Source organism: Streptomyces sp. P9-2, assembly GCF_051903975.1.
GTDB classification, from domain to species: domain Bacteria; phylum Actinomycetota; class Actinomycetes; order Streptomycetales; family Streptomycetaceae; genus Streptomyces; species Streptomyces cellulosae.
The window spans coordinates 258,738-274,523 of the sequence record NZ_CP192634.1 but is presented as its reverse complement, the minus strand read 5'-3'; the positions used below and the strand labels follow the sequence as shown (position 1 = coordinate 274,523).

11 protein-coding genes and 1 pseudogene are annotated in these 15,786 nt (G+C 71.4%); 7 read left to right on the top strand and 5 right to left on the bottom strand.

Annotated elements, in window-relative coordinates; all coding sequences use genetic code 11:
* Positions 1 to 9: 9 nt before the first annotated feature.
* Together ACQY0Z_RS33900 and ACQY0Z_RS33895 are read right to left on the bottom strand one after the other, a co-directional pair.
* Positions 10 to 765 (bottom strand): methyltransferase domain-containing protein, encoded by a 756-nt coding sequence (locus ACQY0Z_RS33900; RefSeq protein WP_439813485.1) that lies wholly within the window; start codon positions 763 to 765, stop codon positions 10 to 12.
* A 69-nt stretch (positions 766 to 834) separates the two neighbouring features.
* On the bottom strand, positions 835 to 2,334 hold the full coding sequence (locus ACQY0Z_RS33895) for a glycosyltransferase family 39 protein (RefSeq protein WP_439813484.1): 1,500 nt from the start codon (positions 2,332 to 2,334) through the stop codon (positions 835 to 837).
* A 129-nt stretch (positions 2,335 to 2,463) separates the two neighbouring features.
* Between ACQY0Z_RS33895 and ACQY0Z_RS33890 the strand changes: the two genes are divergently transcribed.
* Positions 2,464 to 3,144, top strand: coding sequence for a response regulator transcription factor (locus tag ACQY0Z_RS33890; protein ID WP_189900044.1), 681 nt, complete (start codon positions 2,464 to 2,466; stop codon positions 3,142 to 3,144).
* A pseudogene (locus ACQY0Z_RS33885) lies at positions 3,131 to 4,621 on the top strand (sensor histidine kinase); the annotation flags it as partial. The gene ACQY0Z_RS33890 and the pseudogene ACQY0Z_RS33885, both read left to right, overlap by 14 nt.
* A 382-nt stretch (positions 4,622 to 5,003) precedes the next feature.
* Here the strand turns inward: ACQY0Z_RS33885 and ACQY0Z_RS33880 are convergent.
* Positions 5,004 to 6,023 (bottom strand): LacI family DNA-binding transcriptional regulator, encoded by a 1,020-nt coding sequence (locus tag ACQY0Z_RS33880; protein ID WP_254585992.1) that lies wholly within the window; start codon positions 6,021 to 6,023, stop codon positions 5,004 to 5,006.
* Between the two features lie 425 nt (positions 6,024 to 6,448).
* Between ACQY0Z_RS33880 and ACQY0Z_RS33875 the strand changes: the two genes are divergently transcribed.
* The 5 genes from ACQY0Z_RS33875 (at position 6,449) to ACQY0Z_RS33855 (ending at position 12,732) form a co-directional block, all read left to right on the top strand.
* Positions 6,449 to 7,759 carry an extracellular solute-binding protein gene (locus ACQY0Z_RS33875; RefSeq protein WP_439813483.1) on the top strand — a complete coding sequence of 437 codons (1,311 nt, stop codon included), beginning with the start codon at positions 6,449 to 6,451 and terminating at the stop codon, positions 7,757 to 7,759.
* Positions 7,756 to 8,664, top strand: a complete 909-nt coding sequence (locus ACQY0Z_RS33870) for a carbohydrate ABC transporter permease (protein ID WP_439813482.1) — start codon at positions 7,756 to 7,758, stop codon at positions 8,662 to 8,664. The genes ACQY0Z_RS33875 and ACQY0Z_RS33870 overlap by 4 nt, the downstream gene beginning before the upstream one ends.
* A 1-nt stretch (position 8,665) precedes the next feature.
* A complete protein-coding gene (locus ACQY0Z_RS33865) occupies positions 8,666 to 9,562 on the top strand; it encodes a carbohydrate ABC transporter permease (protein WP_439813481.1) in 897 nt (298 codons plus the stop codon).
* Between the two features lie 124 nt (positions 9,563 to 9,686).
* Positions 9,687 to 12,065, top strand: a complete 2,379-nt coding sequence (locus tag ACQY0Z_RS33860) for a glycoside hydrolase family 3 N-terminal domain-containing protein (RefSeq protein ID WP_439813480.1) — start codon at positions 9,687 to 9,689, stop codon at positions 12,063 to 12,065.
* Between the two features lie 88 nt (positions 12,066 to 12,153).
* Positions 12,154 to 12,732 (top strand): DinB family protein, encoded by a 579-nt coding sequence (locus tag ACQY0Z_RS33855; protein ID WP_189900129.1) that lies wholly within the window; start codon positions 12,154 to 12,156, stop codon positions 12,730 to 12,732.
* 18 nt (positions 12,733 to 12,750) lie between these two features.
* Here ACQY0Z_RS33855 and ACQY0Z_RS33850 read toward each other — a convergent pair whose 3' ends face one another.
* Together ACQY0Z_RS33850 and ACQY0Z_RS33845 are read right to left on the bottom strand one after the other, a co-directional pair.
* Positions 12,751 to 13,938, bottom strand: a complete 1,188-nt coding sequence (locus ACQY0Z_RS33850) for a fumarylacetoacetate hydrolase family protein (RefSeq protein WP_189900055.1) — start codon at positions 13,936 to 13,938, stop codon at positions 12,751 to 12,753.
* Between the two features lie 29 nt (positions 13,939 to 13,967).
* A complete protein-coding gene (locus tag ACQY0Z_RS33845) occupies positions 13,968 to 15,704 on the bottom strand; it encodes a dihydroxy-acid dehydratase (RefSeq protein WP_189900056.1) in 1,737 nt (578 codons plus the stop codon).
* Positions 15,705 to 15,786: the final 82 nt, after the last annotated feature.

The following is a 15,786-nucleotide window of genomic DNA, read 5'->3' as shown; positions in this document are numbered from 1 at the left end:
ACATACGCATCAGCGCGAGCAGATCACCGTGACCAGCGTGAAGGACGCGAAGAAGGCTCCCCGCGACAGGTCCGCGAACCACCGACGTCCGCGCTCCGGGTCGACGTACCCGGCGGCGATGGCCGCCTCCATGTTGCGGCCGAGCCCCAGAGTGTGGTCCGCCTCCTCGACGTCACGGAACACCGGGGTGTGGGCGAGGACGGCCTCCACACCGAAGCCCGCCCGCTCGGCGAGACGCGCCAGACTGCGGCCGACGGTCGCGTGGCGGACCACTTCCACCGTGGTGTAGCGGGTGAAGGCGCGGCTCGTCTCCAGGTCCTCGGCGTCGACGACCAGCGTGTCCCAGTCGGGCTCGGCCAGACCCACGCGCGCGCCCGGCCGTGTCACACGGTGCAACTGAGCCAGAGCCGTCGCGGGATCGTCGACGTGCATGAGCACTCGGTCGATCTTGGCGCGGTCCACCGTGCCGGGATCGACGGGCAGATCCAGCACGTCCCCCTCACGGACCTCCACCCGGCGCAACTCCCGCGTCCGCTCACGCGCCTGCGCCAGCATGGCCGGGTCACGGTCGACCCCGATCACCGTGCCGTCGTCCCCGACTCGCTCGGCAAGGGTGGGCAGGTCGGTACCGGGACCGCACCCCGCATCCAGGACGGTGTGCCCCTCCCGGACATCCAGCAGGTCCACCAACTGCCGCTTGTACAACCGCCCTACGTCGGTGGCGGCGGCGCGCAGCATGTAGTCGGCCTGATCGGGTCGGGACACACCAAGAGTCGATGACATGGGAGTCAGTCAAGCACCCCTCACTGCCGATTGGCCATTCCGCAACGGTGGTCAGCGGTCGCGGACGTAGAGGACGATGCGGGCACCGTTCACGTGCGTCGTCGCACGTGCGCGGAAGTGCCGCCGCAGGGTGAGGGTCTTGGCCTGCTCCTGCGGGTTGCCCATCAGATGCGCGCCCGCCCGGCCGTGGACGACGACGATCCGGTCGAAGCCCAGCATGCGCGCCGCCATGACCGGCGCGGGCAGCTCCGTACCGGCCAGCGTGTGCGACGCGACCGGGCTCTCCGCCAGCGCCAGATCCGTCAGCGCACGCGTGTCCCTGGGGTTCGGCTCGGTCCAGTACCGGTGCTGCGCCGGGAGGTAGAGCAGTCCGTCACCCGGGCGGCCCGTCTCACGCAGGGCGGCGCCCACGGCGGTGGCGTCGTTGGTACGGCTGGCGGGGGTCCGGAGCTCCAGGGTCGTCGGCACGAGTGCGGCCAGTACGGCGACGGCCGCCACCGCCACGCCCACCGTGATCCACGGAGTGCCGTACGACCGCCGCAGCCGGCGGACGTAGTCCAGACCTGCCCCCATCAGCAGCGCAATCCCGACGTGGCTGTAGAGCACGTACCGGTCGACGAACAGCGGCTTGACGAGGGAGACGGCGAGCAGCAGCAGGCAGGGGAGTACGACCAGCGGCACGGCCAGTACGGGCAACCGCACCGGCCGTCCCCGCCGCCGCTCGACGGGCGCGAACGCGCACACCAGGCCCAGGACCGCCACGAGCGCGAAACCGGGAAGCCGCACCGGCGTCGCGATCCAGGCCACCTGCTCCGCCTGTGCGGCACTGCGTAGTACCAGCGGCACCAGCCCGGTCACCACGGCCGCCGCCGTCGCCGCCCACGCCCGCAGCACCGGGCGCGGCACACGGGACACGAGCAGCGTGACACCGTGCGCGACCAGGGCGAGGACCGCGAACTCGTGGAGCAGGCTCGCGAGCAGCATCGTGCCGCCGTAGACCGCCCATCGCCCACGGGCGCTCCGCCCGACGCCGGTCACGAGCGCATACGTCGCCCAGGCGACCAACGCGCAGACCAGGGCGTACGAGCGGCCCTCCTGCGCGTACTTCTGCACGTGGGGGAGCAGCGGGAACACCAGCCCGGCGAGCAGTCCGACGCGGGGGCCGGCGAGGCGCAGGCCCAGAAGGGCGACGGCGCTCGCCGCCGCTGCCATGGCCAGCACGGACGGCAGCCGCAGCGTCAGCAGTCCCGGGCCGAAGAGGTCGAAGAGCACGTGCATCAGGGCGTAGTGCAGGGCGTGGACCAGGTCGATGTGCTGGGCGGTCTGCCAGATCTGCGACAGGTCGCGCTGGGCGAGCGCGTACGTGACGGCCTCGTCGCCCCACAGGGTGTTCTCCCTGCGGACGCCCCAGAGCCCGAGTGTGAGGGTCACCAGGAAGGGTGCGAGGACCACCACGGTGCGGGACCGGCGCCGGAACGGCTGCCGGCGGACGGGTGGGGGAGGGGAGACCGTCGTCTCGGCCGGAGCGGGCACACGGGTGTCAACGGACATGGGGAGAGGGGCCTTTCGACAGGGGCCGGAAACGTGCCGACAGCGTGGCCGAACCCCGTTGACCGCTCGCTGACCCAACCTGATCGAACGGTCAGGAAGGTGCACGGGCGCTGTGCGAGGCTGCGGCGCATGCGGATACTCGTGGTCGAAGACGAGGTCGACCTCGCCCACACCCTGCGCACCGGTCTGACCGCCGAGGGGTACAGCGTCGACCTCGCCCATGACGGCCGGCAGGGACTGTGGATGGCCCGGACCGGCGAATACGCTCTGCTCGTCCTGGACTTGATGCTGCCCGGTCTCAACGGTTACAAGGTGTGCGCCCAGTTGCGCCGGGAGGGCAACGCGACGCCCGTCCTGGTGCTCACCGCCAAGGACGGCGACTGGGACCAGGCGGAGGCCCTGGACACGGGGGCCGACGACTACCTGGCAAAGCCGTTCTCCTACATGGTGCTCGTCGCCCGGTTGCGGGCCCTGGTCCGGCGGTCCGCGACCGTCGCCCCGCCCGTCCTCGCCGTGGGCGACCTGTCGCTGGACGTCGCCGGCCGGGTGTGCCGACGGGCCGGGGTCCGGGTGGACCTCACCCCGCGGGAGTTCGCCGTACTGGAGCTGCTGGCCCGCCGCGCGGGCCAGGCCGTGTCCAAGGGCGACCTGCTCTACCACGCGTGGCCCGACGAGGCCTACGACCCCAACTTGGTCGAGGCGCGCGTCAGTTCACTCCGCAGAAAGGTGGACACCGCGTTCCGGCGGCAGTCCCTGCAGACCGTACGAGGCACCGGCTATCGATTGGTGGACGACCGTGAACGCGAGTAAGAGACGCCGCCGTTGGTGGCCCCGCTCGGTACGGGCCCGCGCGGCACTCGCCGCCGCCCTGACCGCGGCGATCGTGCTGAGCGGGATCGGGTGGTGGGTGCACCAGGAGGTGTACCTGCAGAGCTTGTCGGTCGCCGAGGAGAAGGCACGCAACGACCTCTTCGCCCTCGTCGACCAGCTGAAGCAGGGTGACGTGCCCGGCCCTCGGCGTTCCGCGCCGTACGAGGTCGTCGCCACGGGGCGTCGCACCGCCGTGGCCTCCGGGGGAGGCATGGAGGCCTTCGACCGCAGCGCCGGGCATGTGCTGCCCTCCCCGCCCGCGCTCACCGCCCCGGTCCCCGAGGTGACCGACGGATGGGAGTACGCCTACCGTCCGCTGCGCATACCGGACCGTCCCGACTACGACTCCGGCAGAGGGCAAGACCTGGCCGGGCAGACGTACACAGTCCTGTACAACGACATCTGGGCCGGACAGCTGAGCCGCGAACAGGCCGCCGCGCTGGGCGTCGGCCCCGACGCCACTCTCCGTGCGTACGTCGTGCTCGTCCCGGACACCGCGGAGGAGATCGCCGCGGCCGTCGACGACATGCTGCTCCGCGCAGGTCTGGTAGGCCTCCTGCTCATCGGCGCCGTCGCCTACTTCACCGTCCGCATCGCACTACGCCCCGTCGAAGCCGTCCGTCGCCTCACCGCTTCCGTCACCGATCCACGCGAACGCGTCACCGTCCCCGCGACCGCCCACGAGATCACCGCGCTCGCCGACACCATCAACACCACGCTGCAACGCCTCGACCACGCCGCCGCCCAGCAGCGCCGGTTCGTCGCCGACGCGGCCCACGAGCTACGCAGTCCGCTCACCACCCTGCTGACCAGCCTGGAGGTCGCCCTCGCCTACCCGGAACGCACCGACTGGCCCGCCACGGCCACCACCGCCGCGCGGCAGACCCGCCGCCTCCAGGCGCTCGCCGAGGACCTGCTCCTCCTCGCCCGCCTCGACACCGGCGCCCCTACGGCCGACACCGAGACCGTCGACCTGAGCGCCCTCGCGTCCCAGCCGGCCGACCATCATCTGCTGTCGGCGCGCGAGCTGGAGCTGACCTGCGACAGCTCCGACGCCGCGTACGTCCGTGGCGACCGCGACCAACTGGAACGCCTGCTGCGCAACCTCCTCGACAACGCCGCCCGTCATGCCGCTCACCACATCCAGGTGACCGTTCGCAGTGAGGACGAGCAGGTCGTCGTCACCGTGCACGACGACGGGCCGGGTGTGCCCGCCGAGGACGCCGAGCGGATCTTCGAACGCTTCGTCCGGCTCGACGACGCCCGCTCCCGCGACCAGGGAGGCACGGGCCTCGGTCTCGCCATCGCCCGCGACCTCGCCCACCGTCACGGGGGCACTCTCACCCTCGTCCCCGGCGACGACGACGGCGCGTGCTTCGAGCTGCGCCTGCCGCAAGCCCCGGCCCCGGACGCCGCGCCCGACGCGGACGCGGCCTCTGCCCCGGACCCGACTCCGGCTCCGCATCTCGACCCGGACCAGACCCCCGACGCGGGCCCGAACCCGGGCCAGACTCCCCACCCCGGCCAGACTCCCCACCCGGGCCAGACTCCGGACCCGGACCCGGACCCGGACCCGGACCCGAACCCGAACCCGCACCCGGACCCGGACCCGGACCTAGACCCGGACCCGGACCCGGACCAGACTCCCCACCCGAACCCGGCTCACCACCCGGACCCGCATGCCGACCAGGTCACGAAGTCCGAGCCCGCCCCAGATCCCGACCCGATGCCGAACCCCGGCCCGGCCTAGCTCCTGCGCCAACTCCCGCCCTGACCCGAAATGACCCGTTCGACCGTGCTCACCCGTCCCGACGCCGCGGCGCCCCCGTGGAAGCCCGCACAACCAACTCCGTGGCCAACTCGATGTGATGGCTCTGCTCCTTCTCCCCGTTCGCCAGCCGCAGGGCGGTCCGCAGTGCGGCGGCCCCCATCTCCCGGAGCGGCTGGCGCACGGTGGTGAGGGGCGGAGAGGCCATCTGGGCGAGGCTGGTGTCGTCGAAGCCGACCACGCTCAGGTCCTCGGGCACGCGCAGTCCCCGCGCGCGGGCGGTCTCGACGACGCCGAGGGCGATCTCGTCGTTGCCCGCGAAGACGGCCGTGGGCGGCTCGTCCAGGTCCAGCAGCGCCGCCGCGCCGGCCAGGCCCGCCTCGTACGTGAACTCCCCGGGCCGGACGTACGCGTCCGGCACCGGGGCTCCCTCGGCCTCCATGGCGGCGCGATAGCCGTGCATGCGGGCCTGGTTGCAGACGGCCATGGCGGGTCCGCCGAGGTAGGCGACGCGGCGGTGGCCCAGGGACAGCAGGTGCCGGGTCGCGGACAGGCCGCCGGCGAAGTTGGTCGCGCCGACGCTGTGCACCTTGCTGTCCGGCAGGTGCAGGGGGTCGAGCACGACCAACGGCAGCCCGGAACGGGCGAGTTCGTTCAGGTGGGCGGTGGTGTAGACGCTGGTGACCGCGATGACGGCGCGGCGTCCGGCCGACACCAGGTTCCGCGCCCAGTGCGGTGCGCCGGTCGCCTTGCTCACCACCACCGATGCCCCGGACTCGGCCGCCGCGTCGACGATGCCCTCCAGCGTCTCGGCGACGTACGACTTGAGGCTGCCCTTGAACTGCACCTCGATCGTCGGGCTCTCGACGGCCTCGGTGTGCCGGAACACCGGTGCGAGGTAGTCGTGTTGATGCAAGAGTTCCTGCACCCGGACGCGGGTGTGCGGTGCCACGTCGCCGCGGCCGTTGACCACCTTGGACACGGTGGCGACGGAGACCCCCGCCGCTTGGGCGATGTCCGCCAAGGTGGTGCGCCGGGCGTTCGGTCGCATCGGTTCCTCTCAGCTGTAGGGCCGCCGGGTGGGTGACCCGCCGGTCCGGCCGGTCACGTGGACTGATCCGCTCAACCGTACCGGTGAACTCCGCCCCGCCGCCGGGATCGTCCGGCCGCCAGGGCGGTGCCGGACCGCACGGCCGACACGGAAGGCACCGACAGTGTGACAGCCTGCAGCCGCCGCGTCATCAAGGCCTGCCGACGCCTTTTTCGAAAGAGTTTCGGATCTTGCCGGAGCCCGAGGCGAGCCGATCAAGACCCTTGTGCCGCAAGGAATATGCCCGCATCGCAAGGCGGCTGCACGCGTATTGACACCGCATCAGCGTGAAACCTAGCTTGCTCGGACAGAGCTAGACGAAGTGATTTTCGAAAACCTTTCCACGACCCACGAGAAGCCGACGGCTCTCGAGTGCGGAGAAAATCATGGCGCTCTCCCGACGTACCCTTCTCGGCCTCGCGGCCGCCGTGCCCGTCTCCGCCGCGCTCGCCGCCTGCAGCGGCTCCTCGGGCCCCGGCAAGGGCGGTGCGGCCACCTACTGGTACCTGAACGGACAGCCGCAGGAAGGCGTCAGGGCCGGCGCCGTCGACGCCTTCAACAAGGCCAACCCGGATAAGCAGATCGAGGACACGACCTACCAGAACGACGCCTACAAGACGAAGATCAAGACCGCCATCGGCGCCGGACAGGCGCCCACCATCATCTGGGGCTGGGGCGGCGGCACCCTGCGCGCCTACGCGGAGGCCGGGCAGGTCGAGGACCTCACCCCGTGGTTCGACGAGAACCCCGACGTCAAGAAGGGCCTGTTCCCGTCCTCGTTCGGCGCGGCGACCGTCGACGGCAAGATCTACGCGATGCCGTCCGAGACGGTGCAGCCGATCATCCTCTACTACAACAAGCGCGTGTTCGACCAGGTCAAGGTGGACCCGCCCGAGACCTGGGACGACATCATGGCCCTGGTCCCGAAGTTCGACGCCAAGGGCATCGCGCCCTTCGCGCTCGGCGGGCAGTCCCGGTGGACCAACATGATGTGGCTGGAGTTCCTGTTCGACCGTATCGGCGGGCCCGAGGTGTTCCAGGCCGCCATCGAGGGCGAGAAGAACGCCTGGTCGCACCCCGACGCCATCAAGGCGCTCACCGCGCTCCAGGACCTGGTGAAGGCCGACGGGTTCGTGAAGGGTTTCTCCTCCATCACCGCGGACTCCAACGCCGACCAGGCCCTCCTCTACACCGACCGTGCCGCCATGATGCTGCACGGCGCCTGGTCGTACGGCATCCAGCAGGCCGACGGCGGAGACTTCGTGCCCAGCGGCTCGCTCGGCTTCATGAACTTCCCGGCCGTCGAGGGCGGCAAGGGCGACCTGAGCGACACCGTCGGCAACCCCGCCCAGTACCTGTCCATCTCCTCCAAGGCGAGCGACGAGCAGAAGAAGATCGCCAAGGACTTCTTCGCCACCGGAGTCCTCCAAGAGGAGGAGGTGAAAAAGTGGATCGGCAACGGGTCGGTGCCCATCCGGCTCGGCACGGAGAAGCTGCTGGCCGCCTCCGACAACGCCGAGTTCCTGCAGTTCACCTACGACGTCGCCAGCAAGGCCAAGGTGTTCGTGCAGTCCTGGGACCAGGCGCTCAGCCCCACCGCCGCCGAGACGCTGCTCGACAACATCGTCAAGCTCTTCCAACTCTCGATATCCCCGCAGCAGTTCGCCTCCAACCTCAACGCGGTCACCGCCGCATGAGCACGCTCACCGCCAAGCAGAGCGGCCGCCGCCCCCAGCGCAGCATCCTGCCCTGGCTGGCGACGCCGGCCCTGCTGCTGTTCACCGGCTTCGCCGTCGTACCGCTCGTCGGCGTCTTCGCGCTGAGCTTCACCACCTGGGACGGCATCGGCTCCATCCGCCCGACCGGACTGACCAGTTGGCGTGCGGTGCTCACCGATCCCGGGCTGCCGCACGCCCTCTGGGTGACGTTCCTGGTGATGGCCGTGTCGTGGGCCGTGCAGACACCGATCAGCATCCTGCTCGGCACGTTCCTCGCCGGACGCCAGCGGTACCGGGCGGTGCTGGGCGTCATCTACTTCATCCCGCTGATGCTCAGCTCCGCCGCCATCGCCATCGCCTACGAGGCCCTGCTGGACCCGAACTTCGGGCTCGGCGCCGGACTGAAGATCGAGGCGCTCAGCCAGGACTGGCTGGGCCGGCCGGGGCTCGCGTTCGGCGTCGTCATCTTCGTCGTGTCCTGGCAGTTCATCCCGTTCCACTCGCTGATCTACCAGGGCGGCATCCAGCAGATCCCGAAGTCCCTCTACGAGGCCGCACAGTTGGACGGGGCCGGACGGGTCAGGCAGTTCTTCGGCATCACGCTGCCCCAGTTGAAGTACACCATCATCACCTCGTCCACCTTGATGGTCGTCGGGTCGCTGACCTTCTTCGACCTCATCTTCGTCCTGACCGAGGGCGGCCCCGGCGACGCCACCCGGGTGCTCGCACTGGACATGTACAAGCGGGGCTTCCAGGCCGGCCTGATGGGACCCGCCAGCGCCATCGCGGTCATCCTCGTCCTCGTCGGCCTCGCGCTCGCCCTGCTGCTGCGCCGCCTCGGAGGCCGGGACGCCGGAGCGAGCCAACTCGAGGGGGCCTCCTGACGTGACGACCACGCTCACCAAGACCCGGCGGCCCCAGCAGGCCGACCGCCCCGAAGGGCCCCAGCGCTCCCGTCCGGCGGCCCGCCGGCGGAACTGGCCCGGCGGCCTGGCCGGCTGGCTGTGGCTGGCCGTCGTCGCCGTACCCCTTTACTGGACCCTCATCACCAGCCTCAAGGACCGCAGCCGCTACTACGCGAGCAACCCGCTCGTCCCGTCGGCCGACCCCACCCTCGAGAACTACCGGATGGTCGTCGAGTCCGACTTCCTGCAGTACTTCGTGAACAGCGTCGTCGTGACCGCCGGAGCGGTGATACCGGCCGTCCTCGTCTCCTTCATGGCGGCCTACGCCATCGTCCGCGGCCGGCGCATGCGCGTACTGCGCGCGATGAACGGGCTGTTCCTCATGGGACTGGCCATCCCCCTCCAGGCGACGGTCATCCCGGTCTACCTCATCATCATCAGACTTCACCTCTACGACAGCCTGACCGCCCTCATCCTCCCGTCCATCGCCTTCGCCATCCCGCTGTCCGTGCTGGTCCTCGCCAACTTCATCCGCGACGTGCCGAAGGAACTCTTCGACTCGATGCGCGTGGACGGCGCCACCGAGTGGACCACGCTGTGGCGGCTCGCGGCCCCGCTCACCCGGCCCGCCATCCTCACCGTGTCCCTCTTCAACGCCCTGACCATCTGGAACGGCTTCCTGCTGCCCCTGGTCCTCACCCAGAGCCCGGACCGCAGGACCCTGCCGCTCGCCCTGTGGACCTTCCAGGGCCAGTACGGGGTCAACGTCCCGGCCGTGCTGGCCGCCGTCGTCCTCACCACGCTGCCCGTCCTGGTGCTGTACGCCTTCGGCCGCCGCCAGCTGCTGAGCGGCCTGACCGCGGGATTCAGCCGCTGACCCCATCGGACGTGATCTGCCCGACACCGGCATCGGCGGGGCACGCGCCCCGCCCCGACTCCCACACGACCACCGGTTCGCCCGCCCCGACCCCGGTTCGGGGCCCGGCGGGCGGAGGAGGAAAGTGAACGCCGACGTCGCCGCGGAGAACCCCTCCGCCCTCTCCCTCTGGAACGACCCGACCGCCCCCGTATCCGCGCGCGTCGACGCGCTGATCGCCGCCATGACCCTCGAGGAGAAGACCGCCCAGCTGTTCGGTGTGTGGGTGGGGGCCTCCGACGAGGGCGGCGAAGTCGCCCCGCACCAGCACGAAATGGAGGAGGCCGTCGACCTGGACGCGCTTCTCCCCACCGGACTGGGCCAGTTGACCCGCCCCTTCGGCACGGTCCCGGTCGACCCCGCCCTGGGCGCGCTGTCCCTGGCCCGCACCCAGGCGCGTATCGCCGCCTCCAACCGCTTCCGCATCCCCGCCCTCGCACACGACGAGTGCCTCGCCGGCTTCGCCGCCTGGGGCGCCACCGCCTATCCCGTCCCGCTCTCCTGGGGCGCCGCGTTCGACCCTGACCTGGTACGGCGCATGGCCGCCGCCATCGGCCGCGACATGCGGTCCGTCGGCGTCCACCAGGGTCTCGCGCCCGTCCTGGACGTCGTGCGTGACGCCCGCTGGGGCCGCGTCGAGGAGACCATCGGCGAGGACCCGTACCTCGTCGGCACCATCGGCACCGCCTACGTCCAGGGCCTGGAGTCCGCCGGGATCGTCGCCACGCTGAAGCACTTCGCCGGGTACTCGGCCTCCCGCGCCGGACGCAACCTCGCGCCGGCCTCGATGGGGCCGCGGGAGCGCGCCGACGTGGTGCTGCCGCCGTTCGAGATGGCGATCCGCGAGGGCGGCGCCCGCTCGGTGATGAACGCCTACACCGACACCGACGGCGTGCCCTCCGCGGCCGACGAGAGCCTGCTGACCGGCCTGCTGCGGGACACCTGGGGCTTCGACGGCACGGTGGTCGCCGACTACTTCGCCGTCGCCTTCCTCACGCTCCTGCACGGTGTCGCCGCCGACTGGGCGGACGCCGCCGGCACCGCGCTCCACGCGGGCATCGATGTCGAGCTGCCCAACGTCAAGACGTACGGCGCCCCGCTCACGGAGGCCGTCGCCGACGGCCGCGTTCCCGAGGAACTGGTCGACCGCGCCCTGCGCCGGGTCCTCACCCAGAAGATCGCGCTCGGCCTGCTCGACCCGGACTGGGACGCGCTGCCTGCGGCCCTCGACGGCACGGACCCGGACGACCCCGAGGCCCTGCGCGGCCGCGTCGACCTCGACAGCCCCGAGAACCGGGCCCTGGCGCGCACACTCGCCGAGGAAGCGGTCGCACTGCTCGGCAACGACGGCACCCTGCCGCTGGCCCGCCCCCGCCGCATCGCCCTGATCGGCCCCAACGCCGACGAACCCACCGCCGTGCTGGGCTGCTACTCCTTCCCCCAGCACATCGGCGTCCGCCACCCCGGCACGCCCCTCGGCATCAGCCTGCCCACCCTGCGCGAGACGCTCACCGCGGAATTCCCCGACGCCGACGTCACGTACGTCCGCGGCACGGGCGTCGACGACGGGGACCTGTCCGGCCTGGACGAGGCGGTACGGGCGGCCCGCGAGGCCGACGTCACCCTCGCGGCGCTGGGCGACCGGGCCGGCCTGTTCGGCCGCGGCACGAGCGGCGAGGGCTGCGACGCGGAGACGCTGGACCTGCCCGGCGCGCAGCAGCGGCTCCTCGACGCGCTGCTGGACGCCGGGACGCCGGTGGTGACCGTGCTGCTGGCCGGACGCCCGTACGCGCTCGGCCGCGCGGTCACGGAGTCGGCGGCGATCGTGCAGTCGTTCTTCCCGGGCGAGGAGGGGACGCACGCGATCGCCGGGGTCCTGAGCGGCCGGGTCAACCCGTCCGGACGCCTCCCGATCGGCGTGCCGCGCACACCGGGCTCCCAGCCGAGCACCTATCTGGGCGCACGGCTGGCGCAGGCCAGCGAGGTGTCCGACGTCGACCCGACGCCCGCGTTTCCCTTCGGTCACGGTCTGTCCTACACACGGTTCGACTGGACGGACCTGACGCTGGACGCCGACGAGGCCCCGACGGACGGCGAGTTCACGCTCGCGCTCACGGTCCGCAACGCGGGCGAGCGGTCGGGCACGGAGGTGATCCAGCTGTACCTGCACGACCCGGTCGCGTCGGTCGTCCAGCCGGTGCAGCGTCTCGTCGGCTACACACGGGTCACCCTGGAACCGGGGGAGGCCCGACGGCTGACGGTCACGGTCCCGGCCGACCTGGCGTCGTTCACGGGCCGCGACGGGAGGCGCGTGGTCGAACCGGGCGCGCTGGATCTGAGGTTGGCGGCGTCGAGCGCGGATGCCCGCCTGACGGCCCGGGTGGTACTGACCGGCGAGGAACGCCACGTCGACCACGCCCGACGCCTGCACGCCACGTTCGTACAGAAGCCGGCCACCGCATGAACCGCGGGGTGTGCGGCACACGTCAGGGGGCCGCGCACCCCACCACGGTGGATGGGGAAGGGAGGTCCGTGACAGTCTCGGCCGCATGATGGGGGACTATGCCGCCAAGGACATCCTGCACCGGCGACTGCGGCGGGACCGTGAGGCGCTCCTCTGGAAACTCGACGGCCTGTCCGAGTACGACGCCCGCCGCCCCCTGACGGCCACCGGGACGAATCTCCTCGGCCTCGTCAAACACGGTGCCACAGTGGAGGCCAGATACTTCGGCGAGGTCTTCGACCGCCCCTCCCCGGAACCGCTGTGCCGCTGGCAGGACTCCGACGGCAGCGACCACTGGGCGGTCGAGGATGAAACGCGCGACGAGATCATCGTGTTCTACCGCCGCACCTGGGCCCACGCGGACGCGACGATCGCCGCACTGACCCTCGACACCCCGGGCCACGTCCCCTGGTGGCCGGACCCACACCCCAACACGACCCTGCTGGCCGTCATGCTCCACGTCCTCGGCGAAACCGCCCGCCACACGGGTCACGCGGACATCCTCCGCGAATCGGTGGACGGCCGCACGGGGATGCGGACGGAGCATGAGCAACGGCTCGACGAAAGGACCCGCGCGGCGCACTTCGCGAAGCTCGAGCAAGTCGCCAGGGCAGCGGGGCTCAGCTGACGGGGTGCTGACATCCGGCTACAACAACCCCCGCCGCCCCAGGCTCCGCATCAGCGCCCCCACCCCGAACGTCCACGGCGTTGCCTCCTCGCTGGGCACCACCGTGTTGATCAGGGCGCCCAGACGGGGGCTGGAGATGTGGACGACGTCCCCGTACTCGTGGGTGAAGCCCTCGCCCGGGGTCTTCCGGTCTTCCGTCGGGGCGAACAGCGTGCCCGTGAACAGGGCGAAGCCGTCCGGGTATCGGTGGTGGGCGCCGTAGGTCGCGGACACCAGGTCCAGTACGTCGCGGCTGATCTCGCGCAGGGAGCTGCTGCCCCGCAGCACATAGCCGTCCCGCCCCTCGATCCGCAGGTCGATGTCGAGGCCCCGTACCGCGTCGATGCCGAAGTCGTCGTCGAGCAGGCGGACGAACGGGCCGATCGCGCAGGACGCGTTGTTGTCCTTGGCGCGGGACAGCAGCAGGGCGCTGCGGCCCTCCACGTCCCGGAGGTTCACGTCGTTGCCGAGGGTCGCGCCCCGTACCCGGCCGCGTGAGTCCACCACGAGGACCGCCTCCGGTTCGGGGTTGTTCCACACGGAGGCGCGGAGCACGCCGATGTCCGCGCCCGTGCCGACCGCCGACAGCACGGGCGCCTTCGTGAACACCTCCGGGTCCGGCCCGATGCCGACCTCCAGGTACTGCGACCACAACCCTTCGGCGGCCAGCAGGTCCTTGACCTTCGCCGCCTCCGGGGATCCGGGTTCGATGCCGTCGAGCCGACCGCCCACCAGCCGCACCACACGCTCCCGCACCCGTGCCGCCTGCGCCGGGTCCCCGCCCGTGCGTTCCTCGATGACCCGTTCCAGCAGGCTCCGCGCGAAGGTGACGCCCGCTGCCTTGATGACCTGGAGGTCCACGGGGGCCAGCAGGTGCGGCACGTCAAGCCGGCCGGGCCGGGCGGCCAGGAGGTCGTCCAGGCGCCAGCTTCGTCCGCCGTCCGCCTCCCGCACCACCTCCACCGCGTCGTCGCGTTCCAGCAGGTCGGACACGGTGGGCGCGACGGCCGTCAGGTCGACGACGTCCTCCCCGCGCACCACCGCCACGCACGGTCCGCCCGCCTCCGGGTCGTGGATGCGCGCGACGAGGGCGGCCCGGCCGGCGTCCTCCGGCAGGACGGAGTCGGCGGTGAGGACCGGACGAGGGTGCGCTGTTGCCGTTTCCACGGTCGATGTACTCCTCGAAGGACGGAGGCTCAGTGGGAGTCGCGAGGCACCGCGTGGCCCCGCCCGCCGCGCAGGAACCCGAAGTCCGCGCCCCGGTCGGCCTGTTCGACATGCTGGGTGTACAGCCACGTGTAGCCACTCACGTACTGCTCGGCGGCCGGGGCCCACTCCTCCCTGCGTCGCGCCAGTTCGGCGTCGTCGACATCCAGGCGGAGGGTGCGGCCGGGGACGTCGAGGACGACGGGGTCACCGTCGCGCACCAGGGCGAGGGGGCCGCCCACGGCCGCCTCGGGAGTCACGTGCAGGACGACCGTGCCGTATCCCGTCCCGCTCATCCGGCCGTCGCAGACGCGCACCATGTCCGTGACCCCGGCCTTCAACAGCTTCGCCGGCAACGGCACGTTGGAGACCTCGGGCATGCCCGGGTAGCCCTTGGGCCCGGCGTTGCGGATGACGATCACGGTGTTCTCGTCGACGTCCAGGTCGGGGTCGTCGGCCACGGCGTGGTACGCCTCGGGGGAGTCGAAGACGCGAGCCGGTCCGCGGTGGGTGAGCAGGTGCGGTGAGGCGGCGGACTGCTTGATGACCGCGCCGTCCGGGCACAGGTTGCCGCGCAGGACGGCGATGCCCGTGCCGGCCGGCTGGAAGGGCGCGTCGAGCGGGGTGATGACGTCGGAGCCGACGCGTTCGGCCCGCGCGGTGTTGTCGGCGACGGTGCGTCCGGTGACCGTGACCGGACCGCCGTGCAGCAGACCGCCGCCGAGCAGTTCGGCCGTCACGGCGGGCAGCCCGCCCGCGTAACAGAAGTCCTCCATGAGGTACTTGCCGCTCGGCATCAGGTTCACCAGCGTCGGTATCTCGCGGACCAGCCGGTCGAAGTCGTCCAGGTCGAGCTTCACACCCACGCGTCCGGCGAGCGCGGTGAGATGGATGACGGCGTTGGTGGAGCCGCCGATCGCGGCGTTGACCCGGATGGCGTTCTCGAACGCCTCCCGCGTGAGAATCCGCGAGGGACGCAGCTCTTCCTCCACCATGTCGACGATGCGCCGCCCCGCCGCCTGCGCGGTCTCCATCCGCCGGGAGTCGACCGCCGGCCAGGCCGCCGAACCCGGCAGTTGCATACCGAGCGCCTCCGCCACGCACGCCATCGTCGAGGCGGTCCCCATCGTCATGCAGTGACCGTTGGAGCGCGCCATGCACCCCTCGGCGAAGAAGCACTCCTCCTCGGTCATCCGCCCGGTCTTCAGATCCTCCTCGAACTTCCACACATGCGTGCCCGAACCCACGTCCTGGCCCCGGTACTTGCCGTTGAGCATCGGCCCGCCGGTCACCATCACCGCGGGCAGGTCGACGCTCGCGGCGCCCATCAGCATGGCGGGGGTCGTCTTGTCACAGCCGGACAGCAGCACCACCCCGTCGAGCGGGTTGGCCCGGATCAGCTCCTCGACCTCCATCGCCATGAGGTTGCGGTACAGCATGGCCGTCGGACGCATCAGCGTCTCGCCGGTCGCCATGGTCGGGAACTGCAGCGGCAGACCGCCCGCCTGCCACACCCCCCGCTTCACGGCCTCCGCGACACGCGTCAAGTGCGCGTTGCACGGCGCGAGTTCGGACGCACTCGTCGCGATGCCGATGACCGGACGCCCGTCGAACACCTCGTGCCCGAAGCCCTGGTTGCGCATCCACGAGCGGTACAGCATCCCGCTGCGTCCCTGTGCGCCGAACCAGGCCTGACTACGGCGGTTCGAGTTCCGACGGTCGGTCATGTGCACACTCCCGTGGCTCCGGCGTCGTCCGCCGCGCGGTTGGGGCGTGGCCGAGGTGCGGACCCCGCTACCCTGGAGCCTC